Origin of the sequence: Vibrio sp. B181a, assembly GCF_030248375.1 — a bacterium.
In the GTDB taxonomy this organism is placed as follows: Bacteria; Pseudomonadota; Gammaproteobacteria; order Enterobacterales; family Vibrionaceae; genus Vibrio; species Vibrio campbellii.
The window spans coordinates 1-25993 of the sequence record NZ_JAHGAD010000070.1 but is presented as its reverse complement, the minus strand read 5'-3'; the positions used below and the strand labels follow the sequence as shown (position 1 = coordinate 25993).

Below are 25993 nucleotides of genomic sequence, written 5' to 3'. Positions count from 1 at the left end.
TAAAAACAAAAATGGCTCCCAAAGCGGAGCCATTTTTTATTCTGAATCGTAAGTCGATTTAAGCCGTCGCCACTTTGGCTTTTGGTAGCTTGATAGAAACTAGCGTTGTTAGCGCTAAGAAAGCAAATGACACCCACAAACATGCCGCTAAACCCGCTTCTTGGTAAATCCAACCGGATAGCACCGTACCAATCAAACGTCCCATCGCATTCGCCATATAGTAGAAGCCGACATCCAATGATACTCCATCGCCTTTCGCATAACTGACGATAAGGTAAGAGTGCAGAGATGAGTTCACCGCAAACACAGCGCCGAAAATCATCAAGCCCACGACAATAACAAGCTCTGGCTGCCAGCCGATTTGCACGCCATAAGCAATCGCACCAGTGATGACAGCAAGGATACCCGCCCAAATCAGAGCCGCGCTGCCATCTGGCACTCGACCTTTAGCTTTGCCAGTAATACGAGGCGCAAAACCTTGAACGAATCCGTAAGCAATCACCCAAGCCGCAAGGAAGCCTCCTACCATCAGATGATCCCAACCAAACACGCTGCCAAGATAAATCGGCAGTGCAACAACAAACCACACATCACGCGCGCCAAATAGGAACATACGTGCAGCGGAAAGAATGTTCACCGATTCTGACTTGGAGAAAATTTGACGGAACTTAGGTTTGCTCTTCGCCTTACCCATATCCGCTTCTAGCCAGATCAAGCTGCATACAAACACAACAGCCAGCACACTTGCCATGATGACCATCGAAGTTTGGAAGCCAAACGCCGATAGCAGCAAACCCCCAACGAAGAAACCCGCACCTTTCAGCGCATTCTTCGAGCCCGTTAAGATCGCAACCCACTTATAAAGTGCACCTTGCTGCTCGTCTGGCACCAAAGTTTTGATTGCGCTCTTGGCACTCATCTTATTTAAGTCTTTGGCAATACCCGAAATTGCCTGCGCCGCCATTACCCAAGGGATGGTCAACCAAGCATTGGGCACTGCCAACATCAGCAAGGCAAAAATCTGCATCCCTAAGCCGATGTTCATGGTTTTGTTCAAACCAAGTCGAGCACCTAGCCAGCCACCAACCAAGTTGGTCACTACGCCAAAAAATTCATAGAAAAGGAAAAGCGAAGCAATGGCTAAGCTTGAGTAGCCTAAATCATGGAAGTAAAGCACCACCAGCATACGGAGTGCACCATCCGTCACAGTGAAGTTCCAATAGTTGAACGTCACCAGCATATACTGACGGATACTTTTGCTTAGTTTTGAAATCATAACGACCTCAGATGTACAGCGTTTAGGGCATTTAGATCATGATGTTCCAAATGCTCTATGACCTGAACACCAGCATTGAGTCATCTTAATACTGGCGCTAAATTGTGAAACAAGAACTGATGAGACACCCAAACATTACTTGTTAACAAACAATAAGTTAAGCATAAGACCAGTAAGCAAAAATCACATAAATTAGTAAGCCATTACGGCATAAATAGAGCTTTTGGATCATGATGTTCCAAAAGCTATATAAGCTGATCAAGCGTTTTGAGCTACACGTTCGATGTACTCAACTTGTACTGGCTTTGTGAAAGCACCAGGGCGCAGCGCTTGCACTTCACGTACGATGTCTTCTAGCGCCCAATCTTTCTCTAGCAGTAGGTGCGCAGCAAACAAACCTGTGCGACCAGAGCCACCCATGCAGTGCATTGCAACCTTGCCACCTTGAGCAAGAATCGCGTGCAGTTCAGGACTCGCTTGTGACCATTTTGCAGCGAACTCTTCGCCCGGAGCACAGTCATCTTCGATCTCAATTTGGAACCATTTCATGCCTAACTGTTGGGTTAATTCGCCCAATGCAGACACGTCTTTGGACGCTAGTTCAGCATTATCAAGGGCAGTAACAATCGCTTCTACGCCTTGCGCTTTTAACTGTTCTAGCGAAGCTTGCAGTTCAACACCTTTGGTACCAGGACATGGAGTCAGTACCAAAGCGCCCGTTTCTAAATCTAATTGCCATGTAGGATGAGACATCTTAAAACTCCTTATGCCATACCAACGTTACGAACCAATTCCGCAGTACGCGTCGCGTAACCCATTTCGTTATCGTACCAAGCGTAAATCTTCACCATACGAGAACCCACTACCATGGTTGATTGTGCATCAACGATAGTTGAACGTTGGTCGCCTTTGTAATCAATAGAAACCAATGGACGCTCTTCAAAACCAAGGATGCCGTTTAGCTCACCTTCAGAAGCTTCTTTCAGTAGTGCGTTAACCTCTTCTGCCGTGGTATCACGTTTCACATCAAAAATGATGTCTGTCAGCGATGCGTTTGCTAGAGGAACACGAACCGCGTGGCCGTTAATCTTGTCTTTTAGGTCCGGGAAGATTTCCACAATTGCAGTCGCACTGCCCGTTGTGGTTGGGATCAGGCTCATGCCACATGCACGTGCACGACGTAGGTCTTTGTGCGGCGCATCCAAAATCGTTTGTGTGTTAGTTAAATCGTGAATCGTTGTGAATGACGATTGTTCAATGCCCAGTTTCTCGTGAATCACTTTCACTACTGGTGCAATACAGTTCGTTGTACAAGACGCTGCGGTTACGATGCGGTGCTGCGCAGGATCGAAGATGTGGTCGTTCACACCCACTACGATGTTAGCTACGCCATCTTCTTTCACTGGTGCACTAACAACAACACGTTTTACGCCTTGTTCTAGGTATTTGTTTAGGAATGAGGTTTTGCGATGAACGCCCGTTGCTTCAATCACAACATCACATTGACCCCAGTTCACAGCATCGATATCACGCTCTTGTGAAGTCGTAATGCGCTTACCGTTGATCACCATATCTGTGCCTTCAACTTGCACTGCATGGTTCCAACGACCTTGAACTGAATCGAACTCAAGTAAGTGGCCAAGCGTCGCTGCATCACCCGCTACATCGTTGATGTGCACGAACTCTAGCTCTGGCCAATCAAACGCTGCGCGTAATGCCAAGCGACCAATACGACCGAAACCGTTAATACCTACTTTAATCGTCATAATCTTCTACCTTTTTAAACCTATAAACTGGTAACACTTACTATTAACAGCAAGCTGCACGAGCTTTATCGTGCAATCGTGAAATGTCTTCTTGGTACTCTTTCTTCAAACAGTTCGAGGCCACCAAGTCATCAATCAATTTTTGCATCCATCCCGGTAATTGATCGGACAGCTCGTAGTACACCCATTGCCCCTGACGTTTATCAACTAAAATACCATTCGATCTTAGCTGGGCCAGATGGCGAGAAATCTTGGGCTGGCTTTGTTGTAATGCATGAGCCAAATCACCAACACAGGTTTGCCCTTCACGAACCACCAACATTAAGCAGCGCACACGAGTCTCGTCGGAAAGAAGTTTGAAGAACTGATGTGGAAGCATAAACACATACCTATATATGGATATTCGTATATGGTTATTTAAAACTGAGATGCCGTCAAGCGATCGCGCTCGACTGTAATAAAAGTTTAATATTTGATCAGATTAGGCGCCAGAAAAGGTCTGGCTCCAGCGAACGGCTTCGCCAAGCTCAGACTTCACATCGTCGACAGAAAGCCCGAGCTGCTGAGAGAATTGCTCCACGCCCGCCCAATCGGCACGCTCGTAGCACTCTTCGATTGCCAGTAACGCGCCGTATTCACCTTGGCGATGCAACAAGGCTTGCTGCACGGAAGGACTCAGCGGTAATTGTCCAACTAAAGATTCGACAGACAAATCGAGCATGGCATCGAGAATCGACAATAAGCCGATCATAAAACCCTGCTCGTTGAGATGCGCAAAAGGTTGATAGCGCGACATGGCTTCACAGAATTGAGCGCGTTGCAGAGATAAGTTGTACAACTCACGTGGCTTGCTACTGGAGATATAAGACGCTACCACTAGTGAGACAAACATTTTGAGCTTTTCTTGCCCAAGGTAAATCAAGGCTTGGCGGAATGACGTGATGGTCACTTCCAAAGTAGTCGATTGCGTGTTCACAAAACGCAGTAACTTGTACGACAGCGTGACATCTTGGGTAATGATGTTTTCAATCCGGCCAAAGTCTGGATCAGGCACGCACACTTCTCTAAATAACTTGAGCGCCAGCACTTGTTCGGGGCTCACATATTTAGTCTGCATCACTTCGGGCTTACTGAAAAAGTAGCCTTGGAAGAATTTAAAGCCCGCCTCTTTGGTCGCTTCAAACTCGGCTTCAGTTTCGACTCGCTCAGCTAAGAAATGATACTTGGTGCGCTTTTTGGTGTGCTGCTTAACCAATTCACATGCTTTCTCAAGCCCCATCGCCATGATATCGAGTTTTACAATGTGGACATAAGGCAAGAAACGACGCCACTCATCAGTCAAAGTGAAGTCATCGAGCGCAATCAAATAGCCTTCACGGTAAAGTTCGCGAATGGCTTCAAGCAGTTCATCGGTCGGTTGGCAGGTTTCGAGTACCTCAACCACGATTTTGTTTTTCGGCAAACTTCTTGGTAGCCGACGCAACAAACTTTGTTGAGGGAAATTGATGAAGCATCGTGACGATGCAATCAGAGGATTGGTTCCGACAGAGAGAAAATTCTCTACAATCAATCGGTATGTCGCCCTGTTTGAATCGATGTGTGCAGGATAGGCATTACTTTCACCATCGCGGAACAACAACTCATATCCCAGCGTCTGTCTTTTACGATTAAAGATAGGCTGGCGGGCGACATACGCATTTTTCATTCGAAATTATTGTGATTTTTATAATTTGTTACTTAGCTGCCGCTAATAATGCACCACATCCCATGAACATTGAACCGAATACTTTATTAATTTTGCCCATGATCTTATCTGAGCGAATAAAGCGACCCATTTGAGCGGCCAAACTGGTGTAACCCAGCATCACAAACGCATCAATGGTCACTGTGGTCACACCCAAAACCAACAGCTGAGTCAGCTGGTCTTTCGCTGGATCGATAAACTGTGGAAACAGTGCCACCAAGAAGACGATCGATTTTGGGTTTGTCAGGTTAATAAGAATGGCTTTGTACAACAGAGAAATGCCTGACATCGCTTTGTGGCTTTCGGTTGCAACTAAACCAGACGTATCACGCCACTTTTGAATGCCAAGCCACACAAGGTAAGCCGCACCCACCCACTTAATCACGGTAAATGCCGTTGCCGATTGCGCCACCAACGCGCCAATGCCAGCACCAACCAGAGCAATATGAATCGCCAAACCGATTTGTAAACCAACGATAGCACCTAATGACTTGCGCGTGCCGTAACTCAAACCATTACTGATCGAGTTGACGGTACCAGATCCCGGAGCCAGACTAAAAACGATTGCTGTTACCACATAGGCTAACCAAACGTGGGTATCCATTGCATTTCCTCAATAATTCTTCGATGATACGTCGCGTAAACAACGTATCTTCAGGTAATCGACTAATGGCTATTAACCATTCACCTTTGACTTATACTCAAGAGACTTTATTTGAGCAAGCAATAGGTGGTCCGATCGCAGCACTTTGGCAAGAACGCCAAGAAGGCTTTGTAAAAGGGACAGAGAAAAAGAAAATCTACTGGTGCAAACTCACCAATCCTGAGCACACAAAAGCCGTGCTGATCGTCAACGGTCGCATTGAAGCTTCCTGGAAATACCAAGAACTGTTCTACGACCTGTACCGACAGGGTTATGACGTGTATTCGTTTGACCACCGAGGACAAGGTTTATCAGATCGCCTAATTCCAGACTCAGACATGGGTCACGTCTATGACTTTAATGATTACATTGAAGATATGGAATTGGTGCTGCAGCAGCTTGATTTAAGCGGATACCAACAGCGTTTTATCATTGCTCACTCAATGGGCGGTGCGATCGCCACACGCTACCTGCAAACACATCCAGAACACAACTTTGATGGTTTGATTCTGAGTTCCCCAATGTTTGGTATCAACCTACCTTGGTATCTCAGCCCTATCGCGATTCCGGTCAGCCAAATCTTAGCGGCAGTTTCGACAAAGCCTAGCTACGCGCCGGGTCATAAAGAATACTACCCAAAACCGTTTGAAGATAATCCTCTTAGCCAAAGCTACGATCGTTATCATTGGTTTCGTGGTTTATACAACGACAAACCCGAACTGCAAGTTGGTGGGCCAAGCACTCGCTGGGTTTGGCAAGGTTTAATGGCTGCCAAGCAATGTATTTTGCTGACACGCCAAATTAAAGTTCCGGTTTTATTGGTTCAGTCAGGCAACGATCGCATCGTGAGTAACGCCGCGCAGCAACGCTTTATCGATAAGCTAAGTAAGACTAACCCCAATGCCAGCCTAGTTTCGATAGCTGGTGCAGAGCACGAAATCTTGTTTGAAAAAGACCAGTATCGTAACCAAGCACTCGATGCGGTCTTTGCCTTCATGCGTAAGCACTGCCAATAAATCAGATTAAAGAGGAAATCCGATCTTAGCGATTTACCCTCTTTTTCCTCCTTATTTTGGCGTAAACTTCATCATGTTCCCCGCACTCGGAGCAGTACGACCTAGTCAATCTACTGCACTCCGTGTGCAATCAACCTGTTCTACTCTATCCGAACCGTTTACGAGGGCTTCATGAGCACATCGCTACCTTGCAAAGAGATCACCAAAATCGTTGCCTCAGATCTGGATGGCACTTTACTCGCACCAAACCACCAGCTAAGCGCTTACTCGAAAGAGACGCTAAAAGCGCTGCATGAACAAGGCTACACATTTGTCTTTGCAACGGGTCGCCACCACGTTGATGTCGCAAGCATTCGTCGCACGGTAGGTATTCCGGCTTACATGATTACTTCGAATGGTGCACGTGTGCACGACCAGAATGATCAAGAGATGTACAGCCAGAACGTACCTGAAGATTTGGTTCAGCCAGTGATCGACACGATCAAAACGGATCCTGAAATACTTATCCACATGTATCAAAACGACGACTGGTTGCTAAACAAAGACGACGAACAACTGCGTGATTTCCACGAAGAGTTCTCTTACAAGTTATACGATCAAGACAACGCACCAACTGACGGCATTGCGAAAATCTTCTTCACCCATCCAGCGCAAGACCATGAACATCTTGTTACCTTCGAAACTAAGCTGCGTGAACAGTTTGGCGATCGACTAAACATCGCATTCTCAACACCTTGGTGTCTGGAAGTGATGAGCGCTGGCGTTTCTAAAGGTGATGCGTTGAAGGCAGTCGCAGAGTCTATTGGTCTAACACTGGAAAACACCATCGCCTTTGGTGACGGCATGAACGATGTAGAAATGCTATCGATGGCGGGTAAAGGTTTGGTGATGGGCACCTCTCACGAGAAAGTGATGAAAGCACTACCAAACAATGAAGTGATCGGCAGCAACGCCGACGATGCGGTTGCACATTACCTGCAAGATCATCTGCTATAACCTGTATTAGCTATTAACAGCGGGTTATCGACAAAATCACAAAGGGCTGCACTATGCAGCCTTTTTCTTTTATCGCTGACTCGGCAGTTTCTCTTTGCCGAGGATTGCTTGCCACTCTTCTTCGCTCACCGGCATGATCGATAAGCGATTGCCGCGTTTCACCAATGGCATGTTTTCTAGCTCTGGCATCGCCTTCATGACTGACAACGGAATCAAGCGCTCAGTCTTACGTACAAACTCGATATCCACCATTATCCAACGCGGATTTTCTGGGTCGGATTTCGGGTCGTAATAATCGCTCTCTAGGTCAAACTGGAAATGATCGGGATACGCTTCACGGGTCACTTTGGCAATACCTGCCACACCCACGTTCTTACAAGAAGAGTGGTAAATCAGTACCAAGTCGCCCAATTTAACTTGGTCACGCATCATATTACGCGCCTGATAATTACGAACTCCCTCCCAACATGAAACCTTTTGGGTTCGAAGCGTGTCAATAGAAAAGGTATCTGGTTCTGTTTTAAATAACCAATATGCCATAATGCCATCCGATGCAGATTGAGTAATGAGGAAGATATAACATGAAGGCTTTGAAAAACCCAGTGGCATTAGCCACAATGCTGGTGCTGCAAGCATGTAGCATTCAACCACAGCAGTCCGATGCAGACACACCAACCACTCCGCCTGCGTCCTTAGATAAGCCAGAAACCATCTTACCTCAAACCTTTATGCTGCGTGGTGAAGTCGTGATTGGGCATGAAAGCCAGTACATCACACCTTGTGGTAGCGACAAACAATACTGGCTGCAACTGTCACCACAACAGGTGCAAAGAGCCATCGCATTAACCAATGAGCCTTATCAGACCATGTATGGAGAAGTGATTGGTCACCTCAATCCACCTGGTGTTGACGGTTTCTCTGCAGATTTCGACGCAAACTTCGTGGTAGAACAAGTAAACTTCCTCACCACAGAAAACCCACAACGCTGCAAACAAACCAGTAAACCAACACGAGTCTTTGGTAACGAGCCATCTTGGTCAGCCAGCTTTGAAGGCAACTCTCTCAAGTTCCAGCAAATGGGCAAATCGACACAAACACTCGAAATTGAAAGCAGCAAACTGCAACCTCGTCAGCGAACATACCAACTGAATGACGGCGAGCTGCGTATGACCGAGAACTTGTGTTCTGACACCATGAGCAACTCTGTCTACGGCTGGAAGGCAACACTGGAGCATGGCGATAAAACCTATCAAGGTTGTGGTATGACAGCCAACGTAGATTCAACATTAGAATGGGTGAACACTTACGTCGCTACGTCGACCCAGTCGCAAGGCTTCGAAGTGCAGATGACACTTAACAGCGACCACAGTGCCATCACCAAATACAGCTACTCAGACGGACAACCCCCATTGATTGAACGCGGCTACTGGCAACAACTAAGCCCATCGCAAGTCCAAGTATTGATGACTCACCACCAGCAACAACGCTTAATGACTGAGCGCCTATTCACTCGCGAAGGCAACCAGCTAAAAGCAGTCAAAGAGAAAGTAGGCAATTTGGTTTATCCCATTGCCGATGGCGGTTTAGTGCTATACCCAGCAACAGTGCGTAACTCAGGCACAGAACAACCAGCAGCCGAGCGCAACCACGATCCAATTGGCGCAGCCGATGTTCCTTCTAGTGCGGACTTCAACTCAAAAGTGGACGCTGCGGTACGTAACTACTTCTTCATTCACCAAACCAACCCTAGTAACAACCAATACCGTTGGCTGACCTACGATCTGAATGGCGATGGTGATGAAGAATTACTGGTGCAACTTGATTGGTGTGGTTCTGGCGGCTGTACTCTGCTGGTATTCGAAAACCACGAGAAAGAATGGCGTTTCAACAGCCGTATGACGCTAGTGCAAAGTCCAATCATGCTTGGTCAACAAACCTCGCATGGCTGGCGTGACCTGATTTTCAATGTCAGCGGCGGTGGTGCAACACCGGAACAACACGTGATGCAATACACGGGTGTGAGCTACCCAATCAACCCAAGCTTGGCGCCAAAAGCGAGCAAAGAACAAGTCAGCGGCGTACGTCTATTCTCAGATGGTATCAGCCCTGTTCGTGATGGAGTGCGCTTGTAATGGCGCAGCCTTGTCCACATTGTAGCTTCCAGTTCAACTGCATCTGTTCACTGCTGCCTAAGTTAAGCAGTGAACACTCGCTGATACTGTTGATGCACCCTAATGAACTGACGCGCGATACCAACACTGGCAAACTGCTCGCCCAGTGCCAACTGAATGTCACTCAAGTCGTTTGGGACCGAAAAACGCCACCAGCAGCGTTTTTAGAAACGCTCGCTAATCCAAGCCTGCTGCCAGTACTGCTATTCCCAAGTGAAGAGAGCCTGACGCTTGAACAGGTACAGCAACAAAGTAACGAGCAAAGCAGACGACCGCTGTACATCATTGTTGATGCAACTTGGCAAGAAGCGCGCAAAATGATCAACAAAAGCCGCTGGCTAGAAGGTGTTGCGATGATGGGCCTAACCACTCAAGCCGATTCCCGGTATCAACTGCGTCGCAACCAACAAGAAGGCAACTTATGTACCTTTGAAGTTGCTGCTCAATTGCTGGGACAACTTGGTGAAGAGCAAAACCAGCAACAGATGCTAGCGTTCTTCGAGCAATACCTTCCTCGTTTCCAAGCCGAGAAAAGTGGTCACGAGCTCAAAGCCTAGTGCCTATCAAAACAAAAAACGCAGCTTTAACGCTGCGTTTTTTATCGGCTGCTGTTTCACGTGAAACAAAACTCCAGAGCACTTAAGCATAATTAGAGCAAAGCACATTAAAACAAACGTGTCGGTTCACCTAAGTAATAACCTTGCAGATAGTCCACACCCATGTCCTGCGCAATGTCGCACACCTCTTTATTGTGCACGAACTCCGCGACAGTCTTAGCATTAAATACCTGACACAAACGCACTAACTGCGAAGCAATCTTGCGCTGTTTTGGGTCTTTGTCGATGTAGCGAATCAAACTGCCATCGAGCTTTATCACTTCCGGCTCCAACTTGAGAATCTCATCAATATTGGAGTAACCCGAGCCAAAGTCGTCAACAATGATGCGTGCGCCTAGGCTTCTAAAGTGGCTGCACACCTCAATCATCCTTCCGTAATCTTTGATTTGCTCTGATTCCAACACTTCTAAACCAATCCGTCTTGGGTCATTAAGTTGACTGATAGCATGCTCAAGCAACATCAAGGTTTTATCACTGAGTAAATCCTGAGGAGACAAATTAATTGAGAAGTCGCCTTGTTTGTCCTTCATGTAATTCAACGTGGAACGGATCATGTGACGACTCAAACGTGTGTACAAATGCGTATCAGAAATGATGGGCAAGAAACGCCCCGGCGCAATGATGCTGCCATCCTCTTCGATGATACGCACCAAACACTCTTGGCTCGCGGGACGATGGTTGTAAGCGTGCACAATTGGCTGACTGTAGGTAATGATGTTCTGTTTGAGGATGGCGCGGCTCACACAGCTTAGCCAACCCAGCTGCTCTTTTCGCACGTCTTCATTGACCTCAATATCTTTAGCATTACAGATATGAGTATTACTTCGCACCCCAGCTCTTCGCGCTTCAATGCCTTTGAGGAGCAATTCATCCGGCGATGCGGTTGGAAAATCACGACGGCTAACTAAGCCACCACACAATGAAATCGAAAGGTAATCAATCTCTCGTAAGCCACTTGGCTCAAAGTTGGTTTGCTCAACCGCATCAGCAAAGCGAGTAAAGTGTTGCTTGATCGCTTCACTGCTGGTGTCGGCTTTAAATAAGAACGCCCACTCACCCACACCAATGCTATAGAGTTGCAGCGCGGCAGGTTTACCAAGACGTTTACGTAGGCGATTGCTAAAGTGCATCGACAAGTCTTTCAACAATTGGTCGCCAACGCGATAGCCGTACTTTTCGTTGATATGGCTGAAGTTAAGCAGTTTAAGTGTGAGTAGATGCTCATCGGCATTAATAGTGACTAAGCGCTCTTGCAGCGCAACGCGATTTTGTAACCCTGTACGGCTATCTCGACGAAAACTCTGTTCTAGCTTCTTCGCTTGGCGGTCGAGCTGATAGCCCATGTGCGTATTCATGTTATTCAGGTCACCAATCGCATTACGTATCAGACTAAACAACGGTGAAATCGAAGTGGTCATTTCCTGTGTGGGCAAGTTGAGCTCATCAACTTCGTCCCCTTCACGCATCGCAAGGTAAGTCAGGCTGTGGTGCAGAATTTCTTGATGATCACTCCCACCATGCAGTTCCCCCATGCAATAACTGCCGGACGTGCTAGAGATATCAGCAAAGGCACGAACTTCATCGCTGCTATCAATATAATCGAGTCGTGATGCGCAGTTATAAATCATCACCGCTTCAGGCTGATGCATAGCAAGCTCTACCACCCCATGGCGCACTTGCTCCAGAGTTAAAGAAGGATGGTTATAGCAAAACTGAACTTCATCACCCAGACACCATGGGCGGTCGAAGCTCATGCTGCCATCGGGATGAATCTCGGTCACCGCACACACCTCTTTGCGCCCAATGGATTCGCGATAAAGTGGGAAATTCAGCAGCTGATTGAGCGTCAAGTCGTGCCCATCAGCAAGGTAGTGCTTGTAAACATCGATTGCTTTACGCTCTCCCAAGCTATACAAGCGCGTCCCTTTGGCATGAGTCACCTTATGAGGCATGCCGATCGGGTTCCACTCGGAATACGCGTTGGTCCACACCTTTAAGCTTTCACTATGTAAAGCAACCGCTACAACCGCTTCATCATAAACTTGGTCTTGATGCAGTACCCAGCAACCATCATCAATGGCTTGAGCCAAACCGCCAGAAACCATTGGGCCTTCAGTATTAAATACGCGATACACGGGGTAGTCACGTCGTTCGATTTGGACAGAAAAGCTGATAATGGCTTTGGAGCTATCTTGCAGTTCTAAGGCTTGTTTAAGGTCGTAACCATCAATATCTGGCGAGAAGGAATAATGCTGAACCGCAGAAGTAAGTGTGGTTTGTTCAAACTCCATCACACATACTAAGCAGCCATGGTTGATGATCTCACCTTCTAGAATAACGTGGCGCGTGCTATGGCCGATGATGTGGGTATCAGGCAACCTTTCTAGAATTGCTCGAGCGAGTGCCGTTGCAGTATCGCGTGATTGTGTGGATAGCAGTTGCACCAGATAACGTTTATCCGCACAACACCGAGAAGTGACTAAAAAGTCATTAAGCTGATCCACATTTTGAACCAGTTGAGAGAATGCTCGCATTTACCCTACCACTGCCGTCATCAAGCCAAAATACATGAAAAGTGCTTTTATTATTTTACTGTTATGAGAGTAATTTACGTGGCTTTACGTGGCTTTGCTAGGGTCAGAATGAAGATTGAATGGATTAATGCGAAAGTGATTACAAAAGCGTAAGCAACGACTGCAAGTTATTGATTTCAACATCAGGTAAGGTTCGTGTTTTTGCCTGATTAATGACATTTTTATTCATATCATTAAACCAGCATGCGGCAAAACCCGAGAGTTTTGCACCTTGAACATCCGTCACCAGATGATCGCCAACATGAAGAATGTGCTCACTTGGTAAGCCCAGAAACTGCTGCGCTTTGGTGAACATATCTGGTGCTGGCTTCGCGCTGCCATCCGGCCCTGCTTTCAGCACTTGTTGGAAATAAGGTGTGAGCCCTATTCTATCTAAATCCACATTACCGTTAGTTATGGCCACCAGCGGGATTTCTTGCCCCAGTTGAGCAAGTACATCGAGGCTTTGCTGTGGTACTTCAAAGCGGTTACGCCAATCTAAAGCAACCTCTACCGCGGCTTGCGCGGCAGAATGTGCTGCATCGTCATCGTAACCAACTTGGGAGAAGGCTTGCTTAAGTTGCACTAAGCGCCACACAGTGACATCACTCTTCAGCTCAGGTTGTTGCTGTAGAACACGTTGCTTGAGTGCAAACCAATCGGCTTTATCCATGTGAGCGATCGCCGGATGATGGTGTTTAAGCCAAGATAGCAACTCACGCTCCATACGAACTATCACTGGGTAGTTGTCATAGAGAGTGTCATCAAGGTCAAACGTCATCGCCTTTACAGGCGCGATACGGCGGTAGAATTTCATGGGATTCCTTGGGTTAGTCCGACTTGTCGTCGTTTCTCTTACGCGCTCTCGGGTGTGCCTGATCATAAGCTTGCGCTAAATGTTGGAAATCCAAGTGGGTGTAGATTTGGGTGGTCGAGATATTTTCGTGCCCCAATAGCTCTTGCACTGCACGTAGGTTGTTGCTCGATTCCAACATATGGGTCGCAAACGAGTGACGCAGTTTATGCGGGCTGATGTGGCTCGCGACGGACTGTTTCTGCCCCCACTCCGCCATGCGCTTTTGCACACTGCGATGTGAGATTCGTGTACCCAGCTTAGATACAAACAATGCAGGTTCTCCCGGCGCGGCTAGATCACCACGCACACGCAGCCACTTGCCAACCCATTCGGTTGCCATACCAGAGAATGGCACTTTACGTTCTTTATCGCCTTTACCAATCACTCGTAGTTCACCACTGCGCAGCTGAACATCGCGCACATCGACACTCACCAGCTCTGCCAAACGCAGACCAGCGCCGTACATCAGCTCCATCATGGCGCGATCGCGCACCGCTAGCGGGTCGTCTTCGTTCACTTCGAGCAGTTGGTTTACTTCATCCACATCGAGGTTTTTCGGCAGTGGGCGTTGCTTACGTGGCGCCGAAACCCCTTTGGCTGGATTCGCTGACATTTCTCCACGTAGGATCAAGAAATCGAAAAAGCTGCGTAGGGAAGATAAGCGCGTCGCTAGGCTGCTGGCCTTCATGCCTTCACGCATGCCTTTACCTGCAAGTTGACGCACCCACCCCGCATCGACTTGCGACCAATCTTTCAACCCCATCTCAGCCAAGTGGTGAGCCATGGTTTCCAATTGTTGTTTGTAGTTGCGTTGGGTGTGCAGGCTAAGCCCCTTTTCGCTTCGCAGGAATTCGTAGAAGCGTTCAAGAGGCTTTTGAAGACTATTTGGCAGAGGAGTGTTGGGAGTTGTCGTCATCGTGACTTTGCCATACCAGTGTTTGAGCGAGATGTGCCACTACTAAGGATAGGTGACGCAAAAACAAGGTATCCATATCTGGTTGGAAATGACCGCCATCCTCGCTAGAAAATGCCAGTACGCCAAGCGTCTGTTTTTTCACAAGCGGTAACACCACATAGGAACCCATTTCTGGAACGTCCATATCCCCAAACAACGCTTCGCGATCCACTTTACGCAGACGACCTAAGTACGCCTCTTTGCCGTTTAAGTGGTTGGTAGCAAAACGTTGGTAGCTTTCCTTACTCAATTGAGTCGCAGCATCACACTGGCTCAATAGACGCACATACGCCTTCAAACCAAGGTCTTTGGCTTTGAGTTCAATGGCGTTGATGACTTGCTTGAAGTCACCACACTTAAGGATTTGCCCTTGCAGATCCATGAACTCGTAGAAGGTGCGATCGTTGTTCGCCGCCAAAGACATCAGAGTCGTGATTTCTTCTTCTAGCTCTTCTATACGCTGGCGCTGGCGGTTCATTTGAATGTGAACCAAAGAAACCGTACCTAAATCTGTGTGTGGCAAAGATAGGCGATCGACCAATTCTGGACGCTGAACAAAGAAGTCTGGGTGGTCTTTTAAATATTGCGCCACCACTTCTGCAGTCAGCGCATCCGCTTCAACTTCTGAGATTTGGTTTTCTTGCTCTTCAACTAGCACGACAATTGACCATCAAATACGTGAGTTGCAGGACCAGTCATAAACAGCGGTTTGCCTGGACCTTGCCAAGAGATGCGTAGGTCACCACCAGGAAGTGAAACTTTCACATTCTCATCCAGTAAACCTTGCAGGATGCCCACCGCAACTGCACCACAGGCACCGCTGCCGCAAGCTTGCGTTTCACCCGCGCCACGCTCATACACGCGCAGACGAATGTGATTGCGATTCACAACTTGCATAAAGCCCGCATTCACACGCTCAGGGAAGCGCTCATGTGATTCTAATAGCGGGCCAAGTGTTTCCACTTCTGCCGTATCCACATCGTCAACCACGGTCACCACGTGCGGGTTACCCATGCTCACTGCGCCACAAAACAGGGTCTTATCGCCTGCACGCATGATGTAGGTTTTCTCTTTCTGCTTCGCTTTGAAAGGGATCTTGTTCGGCTCGAACTCAGGTACGCCCATGTTCACCGTAACTTCACCATCGTCTTCAACATCAAGAATCATCTTACCTTTCTTGGTGCTCACGCTGATGCTGTACTTGTTAGTCAAACCTTTCAAACGGACGAAACGCGCGAAACAGCGAGCGCCATTACCACACTGCTCAACTTCACTGCCATCGGCATTAAAAATGCGGTAGTGGAAGTCGGTTTCTGGATCATAAGGCGCTTCAACCACGAGCAATTGGTCAAAACCAACGCCCGTGTGACGATCCGCCAAACGACGGATCAAATCTTGCGAGAAAAACACGTTCTGGGTAATGCAGTCGACGACCATAAAGTCGTTGCCCAAACCGTGCATTTTGGAAAAGTGGAAATGCATTTGTTGTGTGTTACTCCGGTAGAATCTGTTCCAGCTGCCACAAACTGGTCAGCTCCTCACGCTGGCGAACAAGGTGGCTTTGGTTGCCATCCACCATTACTTCCGCCGCTCGGGTACGAGTATTGTAGTTCGAAGACATCACAAAACCATAGGCGCCTGCAGAGCGAACCGCGAGTAGATCACCTTCTTGCAGCACTAGTGCTCGATCTTTGCCCAAGAAATCGCCCGTTTCACAGATAGGGCCGACTAAGTCATAAGTCTGTGCTTCACCTTCACGTGGTGCTACAGGAACAATATCTTGCCACGCTTGGTAAAGCGCAGGACGCATTAAATCGTTCATCGCCGCATCGATAATCGCAAAGTTCTTGTGCTCAGTGTGTTTTAGGAATTCCACACGCGTTAGCAAGATACCGGCGTTGGCTGCAATCGCACGGCCTGGTTCGAAAATCAGTTCAAGGTCTTGATGGTTCTCAAGACGACCTAACAGTGCTTTCGCGTAATCAGAAGGCTGTGGTGGCAATTCATCACGATATACCACGCCCAGACCACCACCAACGTCCAAGTGACGAATGTTGATGCCTTGCGCTTTTAAGTCATCAATCAGTGCTAACAGACGGTCTGTAGCGTCGATAAAAGGTTCAATCTCAGTCAACTGAGAGCCAATGTGGCAGTCGATGCCTTGCACGTTTAGGTTTGGTAAGCTCTGAGCAAATTTATATACCGCCGGTGCACGGTCAAAAGCGATACCAAATTTGTTGTCACGCAGGCCAGTCGAAATGTAAGGGTGAGTCTTAGCATCTACGTCAGGGTTAATTCGTAAAGAAATCGGGGCAACCACACCTAGCTCGCCCGCGACTTTGTTCAAGCGCTCAAGCTCAGGCTCTGATTCCACGTTGAAGCATTTAATGCCCAGTTCCAGTGCGCGTTTCATCTCTGCAGGTGTTTTGCCAACACCCGAGAACACCACCTTCTTCGCATCACCGCCAGCCGCGATAACACGCTCAAGCTCACCACCTGATACGATATCAAAGCCTGAGCCCAAACGAGCCAGTGCATTCAATACGCCAAGGTTTGAGTTTGCTTTTACTGCATAACAAACAAGATGAGGATGCTGACCCACTGCGCTGTCAAACGCATTCCAGTGACGCTCTAGCGTTGCACGTGAGTAAACATAAAGAGGAGTGCCATGTTGCTCGGCAAGAGCTTGGAGTGAGACGTCTTCGGCCCAAAGCTGGCCATCATCCTGATAGTTGAAGTAATCCAAAATTTGCTTCCCTTAATTAATTCGACTGCTAAACCCTGATTTCACCCTAAGGGTGGCTAATTATTGTGACTGCTCGTTTTGTTGAGCGTCATCTGGGATGTAAAGTGAACCTGATTGACCGCAACCAGCAAGTGTCGCTGCAACCATCACAAACAACACCGTAAGTAATTTTTTCATTTTGCATATCGTGATTATTAAACCAATGCCCCCTATAATCGCACCACACTCAGGAAAAGCAATAGGATAGACGGATGAACGATACTGAATTTCATCAACTCGTGGATGCGCAGATGCAAAACATCGAAGAATCCATCGATGAATCAGGCGCAGACATTGATTACGAAGTCACTGGCAACGTAATGACATTAGAGTTTGAAGACCGCAGCCAAATCATCATTAACCGCCAAGAGCCAATGCATGAAATCTGGTTGGCGTCGAAGTCTGGTGGCTTCCACTTCAAGCTGGTTGATGACAAATGGACTTGCTCTAAAACGGGCATGGAACTGTTTGAAATGGTGAAAGAAGAGTGCGAAAAGCACGCTGGTGAAGCGATCGATTGGGTATAAGCCAAAGAGTGTCGTGACGACCAGTCACCTAAACGAAAAAAGAGCACCTCAGTGCTCTTTTTTGTTGGTCGTTTTATGCATTCACCGCTTTGGTTGGGCGGGTTGGCGTACAACCATCGTTGCGATAAGGGATAATGTAGGTATTCCCTTCTTCCGGATGAATAATTTGATAGTACTGCGGCAAGTTAAAGTTAATAAACTTCGACGATACACGACTATCGTCTTTCACCGAGGTGTAGAAGCTGTTCACTGACGCAATCATTTCATCTTTAGAGCCACTAAACTGGTGGTAAACCTCAACTTGGTTTGATTCATCCAATACGTAGATGTTAAAACCATCGTCGGTGTCTTCAAAGAAGAACTGCACCAAACCTTCACTGGCAAAGCCATCCACTACTTCTGGTAGTTGATACTCTTGCTCACGATCCAACATCAACAACGGTGAGCCTTTCAGCTTATTGGTTGAAATGCTGCGGTAGAAGTCGACCGAGTTTTCCAGCTTCTGAACCGATACACCACGACGCTCAAAGAACAAACCGTAAGTTTGATTAGCAAGACGCATGGCTTTAAAGCGACGGCGTTTCTCTTGTTCAACTGGCTTCAAACGTAAGTCGATACACTCAGCTAACAGCTGGTAAACCATATTGCGCATCACGCCACGCATGTTCTTCGCGTAGCAGAACACATCCACCGACTCTGGCGGAATCGCATCTTGGTGCATTTTGCCAAGGATGGTCTTCAACGCATCTAGCATCGCGGTTTCGCCTTTGAAGTGCAGGGTACGCACTTCGTGCCATGAGTTGCGATAAACCAAATCAACACTGCCGACCAAATTAATTTGCTCAGGACCAAAACTGAAGATATCGGTGTTCTTCACATCCACTTTGAGTGAGCGACCTGACAGCTCTGCCGTTGGGTCATTTTCAAAGTTGATGAACATCGCCATCTGACTAATTTCACACGGACTGCCCAACGCTTGCATCGATGGACGACGCTTACGTAACGAGAAGGTGTTACGTAGATCACTCACCATTTGGTAGAACTTATCGATATCTAACTGCGCTTCACGCACCACCGCGTGCAAACGCGTCGACTCGGTAATCAAACCGTTGAAGAACGCCCAAGAAACCAACTTACTCAAGTACTCATGGTGCTCAAGACAAGGTTGACCAAGAATGCGGTGTGCAATCAGTGGTTGCTTGTACAAGTACCAACCTGATTTGTTCACCCCACCTTCTTTTACTTCAATGAAGCTCAAGTCGGGTTCGTGCAAATCTGGCGAGATCTGAGGGTTAAGCAAGGTAACTTTCCCCGGCAGCACTTCGAATGCCGCGTACAGCTTACGGGCAAGAATGCTAATATCTTGCGGGCTGATCGCCGAGGTAATGTCATTACGACGCGCAAACTGAATCAAGTTACGGTAGCTTTGCATCAAAGCATCCAGCAGTGCATGGTGCACTACTTTCACTTGTTCTACTTTCCAGTTACGGCGATCGTCGAGCTCCGCCAATACCGCTTCATCCCAATCCCATTTCGCAATCATGTCGCTCAAAGCTTCACGACGCCAAGCTACAGAGCCTACATCAGGTTCACGAGACAGCTTTTCATGGGTTTTAAGGTAGAAACAACGACGAACTAAATCCAAACGCGTGTCGTCTTGGATTCGCTCTAGGTAACGCGTTACTTTCTCTAGCATCAAGTAGTACGCATCCATGCCGTACAAGTCCGGCTCGTGGGCAAAGAAACGACGCTTGGTGTCGATACTAAGAAGTTGTGTGTGCGGGTATTCCCACGAGTAAGCTTCAAGCAAGATCGCTTTCAACACGGATTTGTAAGGGGAATCGATACTCTTGTACAGCTGCCACAAGTTCGAGCCGAAGTACTCTTCAGCAGGAATGCGGTTAAGCTGACCAAAGTTGATCCACTCATCACAGTTGATGTAGCCATCTTTACAAAGCTGCGCAACGTACTCGTCGTAACACTCTTCCATTTCTGGTGGCACGATTTGCCACAACAAACGCTGTCCAGCTAGACGTACCGCAGAACGGTAGAACTCATCCAGCAATAATAAATGCTGAGAAGAACCACAGTTATCGCCGGTCATCTCTTCTGAACGGTTGCTACGAAAACGCTCTTCATCCATTAAGAAGAAGTTCGCTTCTACACCTTGGCTTTGTGCCCAGTCGGTGATCAGCAAGCATTTATTGGTCAGCAGTTCACGTTGGTCGTTATCCATCTCTGGTGAGATACACACCCAAATATCCAAATCACTTGAGGTACTTTGACCAATAGAAGAGGTACTGCCCATGGTGTACAAACCTAAGATCGCAGGTTGCTCTGCTGTCTTAAGCGCTTGACCAATCGTCAGTTGAGTATCATCAAGGAATCGTTGTTGGAGTTCGTTCAGCTCTAGACCAAACACACCATAAGGGACGTCTGCATCGTAGTAGCCGGGAATAACAGGATGGTTGTAGTTCAACAAGGCAGGTATCAAGTGGAAGACTTGCTGGCTTTGCGAATCCATAAGCGCCAGCGCACGGTCGATCCGTTGCTGGTTCAGGTTATCTAATCGCTGAATAAGTTTTTGGGTGTAAGCCTGCAAGGGAAGTTCCTTGGTTGAACAATCACGAAAATCTGCTGATGTTTTAAACCAAAACGGCTTAAAAACGTGATCAATTTAACACTTTCATCAGGGTTGGTAAAGATTTCCACCTGCAAATAGTTGTGGTCTAAAAACCCCACACTAGTCGCAAAAATTGATAGCGCAGTAGTGTCGCTTGTATTCGCCTATAAATAATAATAGTCCTTAGTCTAAATGAGAATCCAGTCACACTATTTCCATAACGTTATGTAATTCCATTCATGACGCTCAGAGAAGACTAACTAACATTAAGATTTTCACGCGTTGAGTGGTAGGATTAGGCAAAACTAAAACAGCATTGAGAAGACCATGACACAATCTACGCCAATTCGCATTGCAACTCGAAAAAGCCCTCTCGCCCTATGGCAAGCACACTTTGTAAAAGACGCACTTCAAGCCGCTCACCCAGGTTTGGAAGTAGAACTCGTCACTATGGTGACCAAAGGCGACATCATTTTGGATACGCCGCTAGCCAAAGTTGGTGGTAAAGGCTTGTTCGTTAAAGAGCTAGAAGTGGCAATGCTTGAAGGTCGTGCAGACCTTGCGGTGCACTCAATGAAAGATGTACCAGTAGACTTCCCTGAAGGTCTCGGCTTGGTGACGATTTGTGAGCGTGAAGACCCACGCGATGCCTTCGTTTCTAACACTTACAACAACATTGATGAGCTGCCACAAGGCGCAGTTGTAGGTACTTGTAGCCTGCGTCGTCAGTGTCAGTTAAAAGAATACCGCCCAGACCTAGTTATCAAAGAGTTGCGTGGCAACGTAGGTACTCGTCTGGGTAAGCTAGATGCAGGTGAATACGACGCGATCATTCTTGCTGCAGCAGGTCTGAAACGCCTTGAGCTAGAAGAACGCATCCGTAGCTTTATCGAGCCAGAGCAATCGCTACCAGCAGTAGGCCAAGGTGCGGTGGGTATTGAGTGTCGTGTGGATGACGAGCGTCTACTTAAGCTGCTTGAGCCACTAAACCACCAAGATACGGCAGATCGCGTACGCTGTGAGCGCGCGATGAACCTCACCCTTGAAGGCGGCTGTCAGGTGCCAATCGGTAGCTACTCACTACTTGATGGTGACAGCATTTGGCTACGCGCACTGGTTGGTGAACCAGACGGCAGCCTAATTGTGCGTGGTGAAATTCGTGGTCACCGCAACGATGCCGAAGCACTCGGTGTTCAACTGGCTAACGAGCTACTTGAAAACGGTGCGCGCGACATCCTAACCAAACTGTACGCAGACCACGAATAATCATGGCAGTGTTGGTCACTCGTCCGGGAGAGCAAGGCATGGCGCTTTGCTCTCTGCTCGAAAGGCACGGCAAAACTGCAATTCATCACCCTCTGATCGACATCGTCGCCGATCTCAGCGACACGCAACTCTCCAAATACATTGAAACCGCTCAAATCATCATTGCTGTTAGCCAACATGCGGTGCAATGCGCGGAGCAAATCTTGCAGAACCACGCTAAATCATGGTCTAAGCAGGCTGTATACCTTGCCGTTGGTCAAAAAACAGCACACTATTTAAGCAAATGTACCCAACAAAAAGTACACTATCCACAAGTCAGTGATAGTGAGCACTTGTTGCAGCTACCCGAGCTAAACAATGTAGAAAAACAAACAGTTCTGATCCTCCGTGGCAACGGTGGTAGAGAGCTGATAAAAGATGCATTGGTGAGACGTGGAGCAAAAGTTCACTATAGTGAGACTTATAAGAGAGAATTTATCCCTTTCGATCCAGTAAGCTGTGTCTCACTATGGAAAACCCAACAAATCGACCAGATTATCGTCACCAGTGGTGAACAACTGGATTATTTGTGCAGCCAATTGACGTCAGAGCAATTGACTTGGCTTAATCAACAAGAGTTGTATATCCCCAGTCAGCGAATCGCTGACATCGCAATTCAACGGGGCTTCACTCAGGTCAGGTGCACAGGAAGCGCATCCAACCAAGAATTACTGGCTGCTCTCCAGCCCTAGCTACACAGGATATAGGCATGACAAGTAAAAATAACGACCAAAAGAATAACGATAAAAACCTTTCCGAAGAAACTACATCGGCACCGCTAGCTGAAAAAGACACGCCTAAGAAGGAACCTGAGCCAAGCAAGGCAGAATCAAAGCCTGCTGAGCCAACCAAACCTGCAGAACCAAACAAAGTTGAATTTGAGGAGAAGCAAGGTAAACGCGGCGTGAAGCTGGGTACTGTCGCTATCGTCTTATCACTGATTTTTGGTGGTGGTCTCACTTACAAAATGCTTGAGCAGCAATCTGAATACCAAACTCAGATCGCTCAGCTTCAAAGCCAACTGGAACAAGCTCAATCAGCAATGAAGCAAGAGCTTAGCCAAGTAAAAGAAGAAACCATTGAAAAAGCGACCACCGTCACTCACAAAGCAGAAGTGGTACTGGGTCAGCAACAAAAGAGCATCGAAAGCCTGCAACTGGCAGTCGCTGATGTGAAAGGTCGTCGTCCAAACGACTGGTTACTGGCAGAAGCTGACTACCTAGTAAAACTGGCAGGTCGTAAATTGTTCCTAGAGCACGACGTAGAAAGTGCTACTCAATTGATGGAAAGCGCGGACCAACGTATCGCAGCGCTGAACGACCCAAGCTTGGTCGGGCTGCGTAAAGCCATGGCAAACGACATTACTAAGCTGCGTGTTGTTCCTTTAGTAGACCGTGATGGCTTGGTATTGCGCCTCACTGCACTACAACAGCAAGTAGACAAACTGCCACTTGCGAATGCTTTACTACCAGAAGCGGCTGCGGTAGAGAAACAACAAGTGTCTGAAGACATTGCAAACTGGCAAGATAACCTGATGACGTCACTAAAAGACTTCTCAGAAAACTTCATCACTTTCCGCACTCGTGACGGCAACGTAATCCCTCTATTGTCACCACAACAACACTTCTACTTGAAAGAAAACATCAAAGCGAAGTTAGAGACGGCAATTAAAGCGGTTTACCAAGAGCAAGGTGAAATCTACACCACCTCTTTAGAAACAGCAGACAAATGGGCAATGGCATTCTTCAACCAAGACGACAACTCGGTGAAAGAATTCAACAAAACACTGAGCCAACTGAGCAAGCAAGACATTCAAGTTGAATACCCTGCGAAGCTAGAAAGCCAAAACCAACTCTCTGACGTGATTCGTGAGCGCCTACGTCGTGAAGTGACCACAATGACAGGTACGGAGGATAAGTAATGGTTCGTCTTATTTTCCTATTTGTTGTTCTTGGTGCCGGTCTGTTCGTTGGCACTCAATTCTCAGGTCAGCAAGGTTATGTCCTGATCTCAATTGCCAACAAAACCATTGAGATGAGTGTAACCACTCTAGTGATCTTCGTGATTGCTGCCTTGGCGGCGCTGTTCTTCCTAGAATACGTGGTCAAGAAAGTGGTTTACGCAAGCTCAAGCACATGGAATTACTTTAGTGTGCGCAAAATGCGTCGCTCTCGTCGCTACACCAACGAAGGCATCATCAAGCTACTTGAAGGTGACTGGAAAGGCGCAGAGAAGAAAGTAACACGCTGGGCAAACCACCACGATATGCCTCTTCTGTGTTACTTAGTGGCTTCAGAAGCTGCGCAAGGTCAAGGTGACAAAGCCAAGCGTGACCAGTACCTAGAACTGGCAAGCCAGCAAGAAAACGCGCACCTAGCGGTAGAGTTGACTCGCGCGAAACAGTTCATTCGTGATAACGAATTCGAATCTGCATTCGATACACTGCAAGCACTGAAAGGTCAGTACGCGAATAACTCGATCGTTCTTAACCTGCTGAAAACCACTTACATGCAGCTTAAGCTATGGCAACCGCTGATCGATCTGATGCCTCAGCTAAGCAAAGCAAAACTGGTAACAGAAGAAGAGCAAGCGGAACTGATTCAGAAAGCACAATGCGGCTTGCTACACGAAGTGGCTCAGCAGCAAGGCAGTGAAGGTCTTATCTCACACTGGAATGGGCTGCCACGTAAGGTAAAACAAGACGCTCATTTGATCGGCTGTTTTGCTCACGAGCTCATCTCACGTAAAGCAGATAACGAGGCATTCACAGTAATCAAAGAAGCACTGAAGAAGAGCCCAACACCAGAGCTGTACCAGTTACTGCCAGAGCTAAACTTACCGGATAGCCACCCAGTCATCGTATTCTTGGAAGGTGTCTTGAAGCGTGAACCAGAAAACGCAGCGGCGCAAAGTGCATTAGCGCACTTCTTCTTCCGCCAAGAAAAATGGCAAGAAGCACAAGAGCACTTCGAGGTTGCGCTAAAACTTCGTTCAGACGTTTCTGACTATGCTTACCTAGCAGACACACTAGAGAAGCAAAACCTAACAAAAGCGGCTCACGAGGTCTCTCGTAAAGCGCTAACGCTAGTTCAAAACAACTAAGCGACCCAGAAAGCAGAAAGCCGACAGTTTACTGTCGGCTTTTTTATTGCCTGCAATTTTTCATGCCCTATCATCGTACGACTGACTCCCCCCCCCCAAGAGCAGAGTTCCCTCTACTGACTGCACCTGATTAGAAATAATCATCAAAGCTTATGTCGTTCATTCCAAGCTGCTCTTCTTAGTGTCACTAAGAACCACGTGAAGCAACCGCGATCACTTTCTGCAAGACATAGCGATTGGTTTTAAATTGTTAGGAGGGAAAATCTCCTTCAGAGCACAGTAAAGCGTAGTGATGGCCAAAAAAGTACCTAGGAGTAATGTTATGCACTTATTCGATGTGAAAGCCCCATACAGCGCTTGGGTAGCGTTTGTTAATAAAAGATAAAGCAAAGCGACAGCAAGTATCAGAAGGTGCTCAGACGCTCTAATACACATGAATGCTACAGTGAGTAGAAACGCTCTTTTGTTAAAAGAAACACTGCTTCGATATAGAGAGGAATAATAAGGGGAAAGCTCAATCACTTTCGCTAGAGGGCAGTTTCTATAACCCTACAAGGCAAAGAAAGTAGAAAGCCTCAAGGTACGGCTAAACGCTGGGCAGCTTATTGAGTGGAGAGCAGAAGCGCTAGTTTGGAACTGCACTCGGTTAGGAAGTCACTTCATTTATTTGCCAGCACTATAAACGACGAAAGCCCATTGGTTTCTCAACAGGCTTTCTTTGTAGTGACTGAGTTCGAGGACGACTAATCCTAAGTCGCGACTGACTTAGGACTTGATGCAAATCCCTTCTAATTCTCAAACATCAGAAATGAAAAAAGCCTCGCTATTTCTAGCGAGGCTTCTTAATAGTGGCGGAGAGATAGGGATTTGAACCCTAGATACGCTATTAACGTATGCCGGTTTTCAAGACCGGTGCTTTCAACCACTCAGCCATCTCTCCACAAATTGTTACTAAAATTTAGTCTTACTTAAATAATGCTAAATCTCAGTTTTGCCTTTAGATTTTTTAAAATCTAAAAACAGCAAGCAAGCCTGGCG

General features: G+C 47.2%; 23 protein-coding genes, 1 tRNA gene and 1 pseudogene. 9 read left to right on the top strand and 16 right to left on the bottom strand.

Translation table 11 applies throughout. The features are described 5' to 3' along the window. Positions 1 to 58 precede the first annotated feature (58 nt). The 6 genes from arsJ to rhtB form a co-directional block, all read right to left on the bottom strand. A complete protein-coding gene (arsJ, locus tag KIO97_RS22370; protein WP_285383984.1) occupies positions 59 to 1276 on the bottom strand; it encodes an organoarsenical effux MFS transporter ArsJ in 1218 nt (405 codons plus the stop codon). Between the two features lie 258 nt (positions 1277 to 1534). Then, on the bottom strand, positions 1535 to 2029 hold the full coding sequence (locus KIO97_RS22365) for a cyclin-dependent kinase inhibitor 3 family protein (protein ID WP_010444506.1): 495 nt from the start codon (positions 2027 to 2029) through the stop codon (positions 1535 to 1537). 11 nt (positions 2030 to 2040) lie between these two features. Next, the gene (locus KIO97_RS22360) at positions 2041 to 3042 is read right to left on the bottom strand and encodes an ArsJ-associated glyceraldehyde-3-phosphate dehydrogenase (protein ID WP_045401016.1); all 1002 of its coding nucleotides are present in this window, start codon (positions 3040 to 3042) and stop codon (positions 2041 to 2043) included. Between the two features lie 43 nt (positions 3043 to 3085). After that, entirely contained in the window at positions 3086 to 3421 is a 336-nt protein-coding gene (locus tag KIO97_RS22355) for a metalloregulator ArsR/SmtB family transcription factor (RefSeq protein WP_285383983.1), read from the bottom strand. Positions 3422 to 3523: 102 nt separating this feature from the next. Further along, a complete protein-coding gene (locus KIO97_RS22350; protein WP_038890534.1) occupies positions 3524 to 4747 on the bottom strand; it encodes an EAL and HDOD domain-containing protein in 1224 nt (407 codons plus the stop codon). 28 nt (positions 4748 to 4775) lie between these two features. Beyond that, positions 4776 to 5390, bottom strand: a complete 615-nt coding sequence (gene rhtB / locus KIO97_RS22345) for a homoserine/homoserine lactone efflux protein (RefSeq protein WP_285383982.1) — start codon at positions 5388 to 5390, stop codon at positions 4776 to 4778. Between the two features lie 65 nt (positions 5391 to 5455). On the opposite strand from rhtB, the gene KIO97_RS22340 reads away from it, so the two are divergent. Beyond that, positions 5456 to 6445 (top strand): alpha/beta fold hydrolase, encoded by a 990-nt coding sequence (locus tag KIO97_RS22340; RefSeq protein ID WP_050904944.1) that lies wholly within the window; start codon positions 5456 to 5458, stop codon positions 6443 to 6445. Between the two features lie 171 nt (positions 6446 to 6616). Continuing rightward, positions 6617 to 7441, top strand: a complete 825-nt coding sequence (locus KIO97_RS22335; RefSeq protein WP_045372323.1) for a Cof-type HAD-IIB family hydrolase — start codon at positions 6617 to 6619, stop codon at positions 7439 to 7441. A 69-nt stretch (positions 7442 to 7510) separates the two neighbouring features. Here the strand turns inward: KIO97_RS22335 and KIO97_RS22330 are convergent, their stop codons facing one another. Then, entirely contained in the window at positions 7511 to 7981 is a 471-nt protein-coding gene (locus KIO97_RS22330) for an EVE domain-containing protein (RefSeq protein WP_005452022.1), read from the bottom strand. Between the two features lie 41 nt (positions 7982 to 8022). On the opposite strand from KIO97_RS22330, the gene KIO97_RS22325 reads away from it, so the two are divergent. Together KIO97_RS22325 and KIO97_RS22320 are read left to right on the top strand one after the other, a co-directional pair. After that, complete coding sequence (locus tag KIO97_RS22325; protein WP_285383981.1) at positions 8023 to 9573, top strand: COG3650 family protein; 1551 nt, start codon at positions 8023 to 8025, stop codon at positions 9571 to 9573. Continuing rightward, a complete protein-coding gene (locus KIO97_RS22320; RefSeq protein ID WP_285383980.1) occupies positions 9573 to 10169 on the top strand; it encodes a tRNA-uridine aminocarboxypropyltransferase in 597 nt (198 codons plus the stop codon). The genes KIO97_RS22325 and KIO97_RS22320 overlap by 1 nt, the downstream gene beginning before the upstream one ends. A gap of 107 nt (positions 10170 to 10276) precedes the next feature. Here KIO97_RS22320 and KIO97_RS22315 read toward each other — a convergent pair whose 3' ends face one another. The 7 genes and pseudogenes from KIO97_RS22315 to KIO97_RS22285 all read right to left on the bottom strand — a co-directional run bounded on the left by KIO97_RS22315 (position 10277) and on the right by KIO97_RS22285 (position 17631). Then, on the bottom strand, positions 10277 to 12763 hold the full coding sequence (locus KIO97_RS22315; protein WP_285383979.1) for an EAL domain-containing protein: 2487 nt from the start codon (positions 12761 to 12763) through the stop codon (positions 10277 to 10279). A 139-nt stretch (positions 12764 to 12902) separates the two neighbouring features. After that, positions 12903 to 13619: a 5-amino-6-(5-phospho-D-ribitylamino)uracil phosphatase YigB gene (gene yigB / locus KIO97_RS22310; RefSeq protein ID WP_285383978.1), complete on the bottom strand. Its 717-nt coding sequence runs from the start codon at positions 13617 to 13619 to the stop codon at positions 12903 to 12905. Positions 13620 to 13632: 13 nt separating this feature from the next. Continuing rightward, entirely contained in the window at positions 13633 to 14574 is a 942-nt protein-coding gene (xerC, locus tag KIO97_RS22305) for a tyrosine recombinase XerC (RefSeq protein ID WP_005533635.1), read from the bottom strand. Beyond that, entirely contained in the window at positions 14540 to 15244 is a 705-nt protein-coding gene (locus KIO97_RS22300; protein ID WP_033005832.1) for a DUF484 family protein, read from the bottom strand. The genes xerC and KIO97_RS22300 overlap by 35 nt, the downstream gene beginning before the upstream one ends. A gap of 20 nt (positions 15245 to 15264) precedes the next feature. Next, positions 15265 to 16095 (bottom strand): diaminopimelate epimerase, encoded by an 831-nt coding sequence (gene dapF, locus KIO97_RS22295; RefSeq protein WP_005430401.1) that lies wholly within the window; start codon positions 16093 to 16095, stop codon positions 15265 to 15267. Positions 16096 to 16105: 10 nt separating this feature from the next. Next, positions 16106 to 17359, bottom strand: a complete 1254-nt coding sequence (gene lysA / locus KIO97_RS22290; protein ID WP_009705173.1) for a diaminopimelate decarboxylase — start codon at positions 17357 to 17359, stop codon at positions 16106 to 16108. A 60-nt stretch (positions 17360 to 17419) separates the two neighbouring features. Beyond that, positions 17420 to 17631: pseudogene (locus KIO97_RS22285) on the bottom strand (lipoprotein). On the opposite strand from KIO97_RS22285, the gene cyaY reads away from it, so the two are divergent. Next, positions 17611 to 17925, top strand: coding sequence for an iron donor protein CyaY (gene cyaY / locus KIO97_RS22280; RefSeq protein WP_038890545.1), 315 nt, complete (start codon positions 17611 to 17613; stop codon positions 17923 to 17925). The pseudogene KIO97_RS22285 and the gene cyaY overlap by 21 nt on opposite strands. Before the next feature lie 73 nt (positions 17926 to 17998). On the opposite strand, the gene KIO97_RS22275 is transcribed toward cyaY, so the two are convergent. Continuing rightward, positions 17999 to 20527 carry a class I adenylate cyclase gene (locus KIO97_RS22275; protein ID WP_005430389.1) on the bottom strand — a complete coding sequence of 843 codons (2529 nt, stop codon included), beginning with the start codon at positions 20525 to 20527 and terminating at the stop codon, positions 17999 to 18001. 348 nt (positions 20528 to 20875) lie between these two features. On the opposite strand from KIO97_RS22275, the gene hemC reads away from it, so the two are divergent. From hemC to KIO97_RS22255, 4 genes are read left to right on the top strand one after another with little or no spacing between them, the layout of a single operon-like run. Continuing rightward, a complete protein-coding gene (gene hemC / locus KIO97_RS22270) occupies positions 20876 to 21814 on the top strand; it encodes a hydroxymethylbilane synthase (RefSeq protein WP_005533620.1) in 939 nt (312 codons plus the stop codon). A 2-nt stretch (positions 21815 to 21816) separates the two neighbouring features. Continuing rightward, positions 21817 to 22545, top strand: coding sequence for a uroporphyrinogen-III synthase (locus KIO97_RS22265; RefSeq protein WP_038890547.1), 729 nt, complete (start codon positions 21817 to 21819; stop codon positions 22543 to 22545). Positions 22546 to 22562: 17 nt separating this feature from the next. Then, positions 22563 to 23774, top strand: coding sequence for a uroporphyrinogen-III C-methyltransferase (locus tag KIO97_RS22260; protein ID WP_274792359.1), 1212 nt, complete (start codon positions 22563 to 22565; stop codon positions 23772 to 23774). Further along, complete coding sequence (locus tag KIO97_RS22255) at positions 23774 to 24955, top strand: heme biosynthesis protein HemY (protein WP_009695955.1); 1182 nt, start codon at positions 23774 to 23776, stop codon at positions 24953 to 24955. The genes KIO97_RS22260 and KIO97_RS22255 overlap by 1 nt, the downstream gene beginning before the upstream one ends. An 849-nt stretch (positions 24956 to 25804) precedes the next feature. Here KIO97_RS22255 and KIO97_RS22250 read toward each other — a convergent pair. Continuing rightward, positions 25805 to 25895: transfer RNA gene (locus KIO97_RS22250), tRNA-Ser, on the bottom strand. Positions 25896 to 25993: the final 98 nt, after the last annotated feature.

Coding starts and splice junctions, on each gene's coding strand:
- hemC (WP_005533620.1), top strand. CDS start 20,876: ATGACACAATCTACGCCAATTCGCATTGCAACTCGAAAAAGCCCTCTC.
- KIO97_RS22340 (WP_050904944.1), top strand. CDS start 5,456: ATGGCTATTAACCATTCACCTTTGACTTATACTCAAGAGACTTTATTT.
- KIO97_RS22365 (WP_010444506.1), bottom strand. CDS start 2,029: ATGTCTCATCCTACATGGCAATTAGATTTAGAAACGGGCGCTTTGGTA.
- yigB (WP_285383978.1), bottom strand. CDS start 13,619: ATGAAATTCTACCGCCGTATCGCGCCTGTAAAGGCGATGACGTTTGAC.
- KIO97_RS22335 (WP_045372323.1), top strand. CDS start 6,617: ATGAGCACATCGCTACCTTGCAAAGAGATCACCAAAATCGTTGCCTCA.
- KIO97_RS22355 (WP_285383983.1), bottom strand. CDS start 3,421: ATGCTTCCACATCAGTTCTTCAAACTTCTTTCCGACGAGACTCGTGTG.
- KIO97_RS22350 (WP_038890534.1), bottom strand. CDS start 4,747: ATGAAAAATGCGTATGTCGCCCGCCAGCCTATCTTTAATCGTAAAAGA.
- KIO97_RS22360 (WP_045401016.1), bottom strand. CDS start 3,042: ATGACGATTAAAGTAGGTATTAACGGTTTCGGTCGTATTGGTCGCTTG.
- KIO97_RS22330 (WP_005452022.1), bottom strand. CDS start 7,981: ATGGCATATTGGTTATTTAAAACAGAACCAGATACCTTTTCTATTGAC.
- KIO97_RS22260 (WP_274792359.1), top strand. CDS start 22,563: ATGACAAGTAAAAATAACGACCAAAAGAATAACGATAAAAACCTTTCC.
- dapF (WP_005430401.1), bottom strand. CDS start 16,095: ATGCATTTCCACTTTTCCAAAATGCACGGTTTGGGCAACGACTTTATG.
- KIO97_RS22325 (WP_285383981.1), top strand. CDS start 8,023: ATGAAGGCTTTGAAAAACCCAGTGGCATTAGCCACAATGCTGGTGCTG.
- xerC (WP_005533635.1), bottom strand. CDS start 14,574: ATGACGACAACTCCCAACACTCCTCTGCCAAATAGTCTTCAAAAGCCT.
- KIO97_RS22265 (WP_038890547.1), top strand. CDS start 21,817: ATGGCAGTGTTGGTCACTCGTCCGGGAGAGCAAGGCATGGCGCTTTGC.
- KIO97_RS22255 (WP_009695955.1), top strand. CDS start 23,774: ATGGTTCGTCTTATTTTCCTATTTGTTGTTCTTGGTGCCGGTCTGTTC.
- KIO97_RS22320 (WP_285383980.1), top strand. CDS start 9,573: ATGGCGCAGCCTTGTCCACATTGTAGCTTCCAGTTCAACTGCATCTGT.
- arsJ (WP_285383984.1), bottom strand. CDS start 1,276: ATGATTTCAAAACTAAGCAAAAGTATCCGTCAGTATATGCTGGTGACG.
- rhtB (WP_285383982.1), bottom strand. CDS start 5,390: ATGGATACCCACGTTTGGTTAGCCTATGTGGTAACAGCAATCGTTTTT.
- KIO97_RS22315 (WP_285383979.1), bottom strand. CDS start 12,763: ATGCGAGCATTCTCTCAACTGGTTCAAAATGTGGATCAGCTTAATGAC.
- cyaY (WP_038890545.1), top strand. CDS start 17,611: ATGAACGATACTGAATTTCATCAACTCGTGGATGCGCAGATGCAAAAC.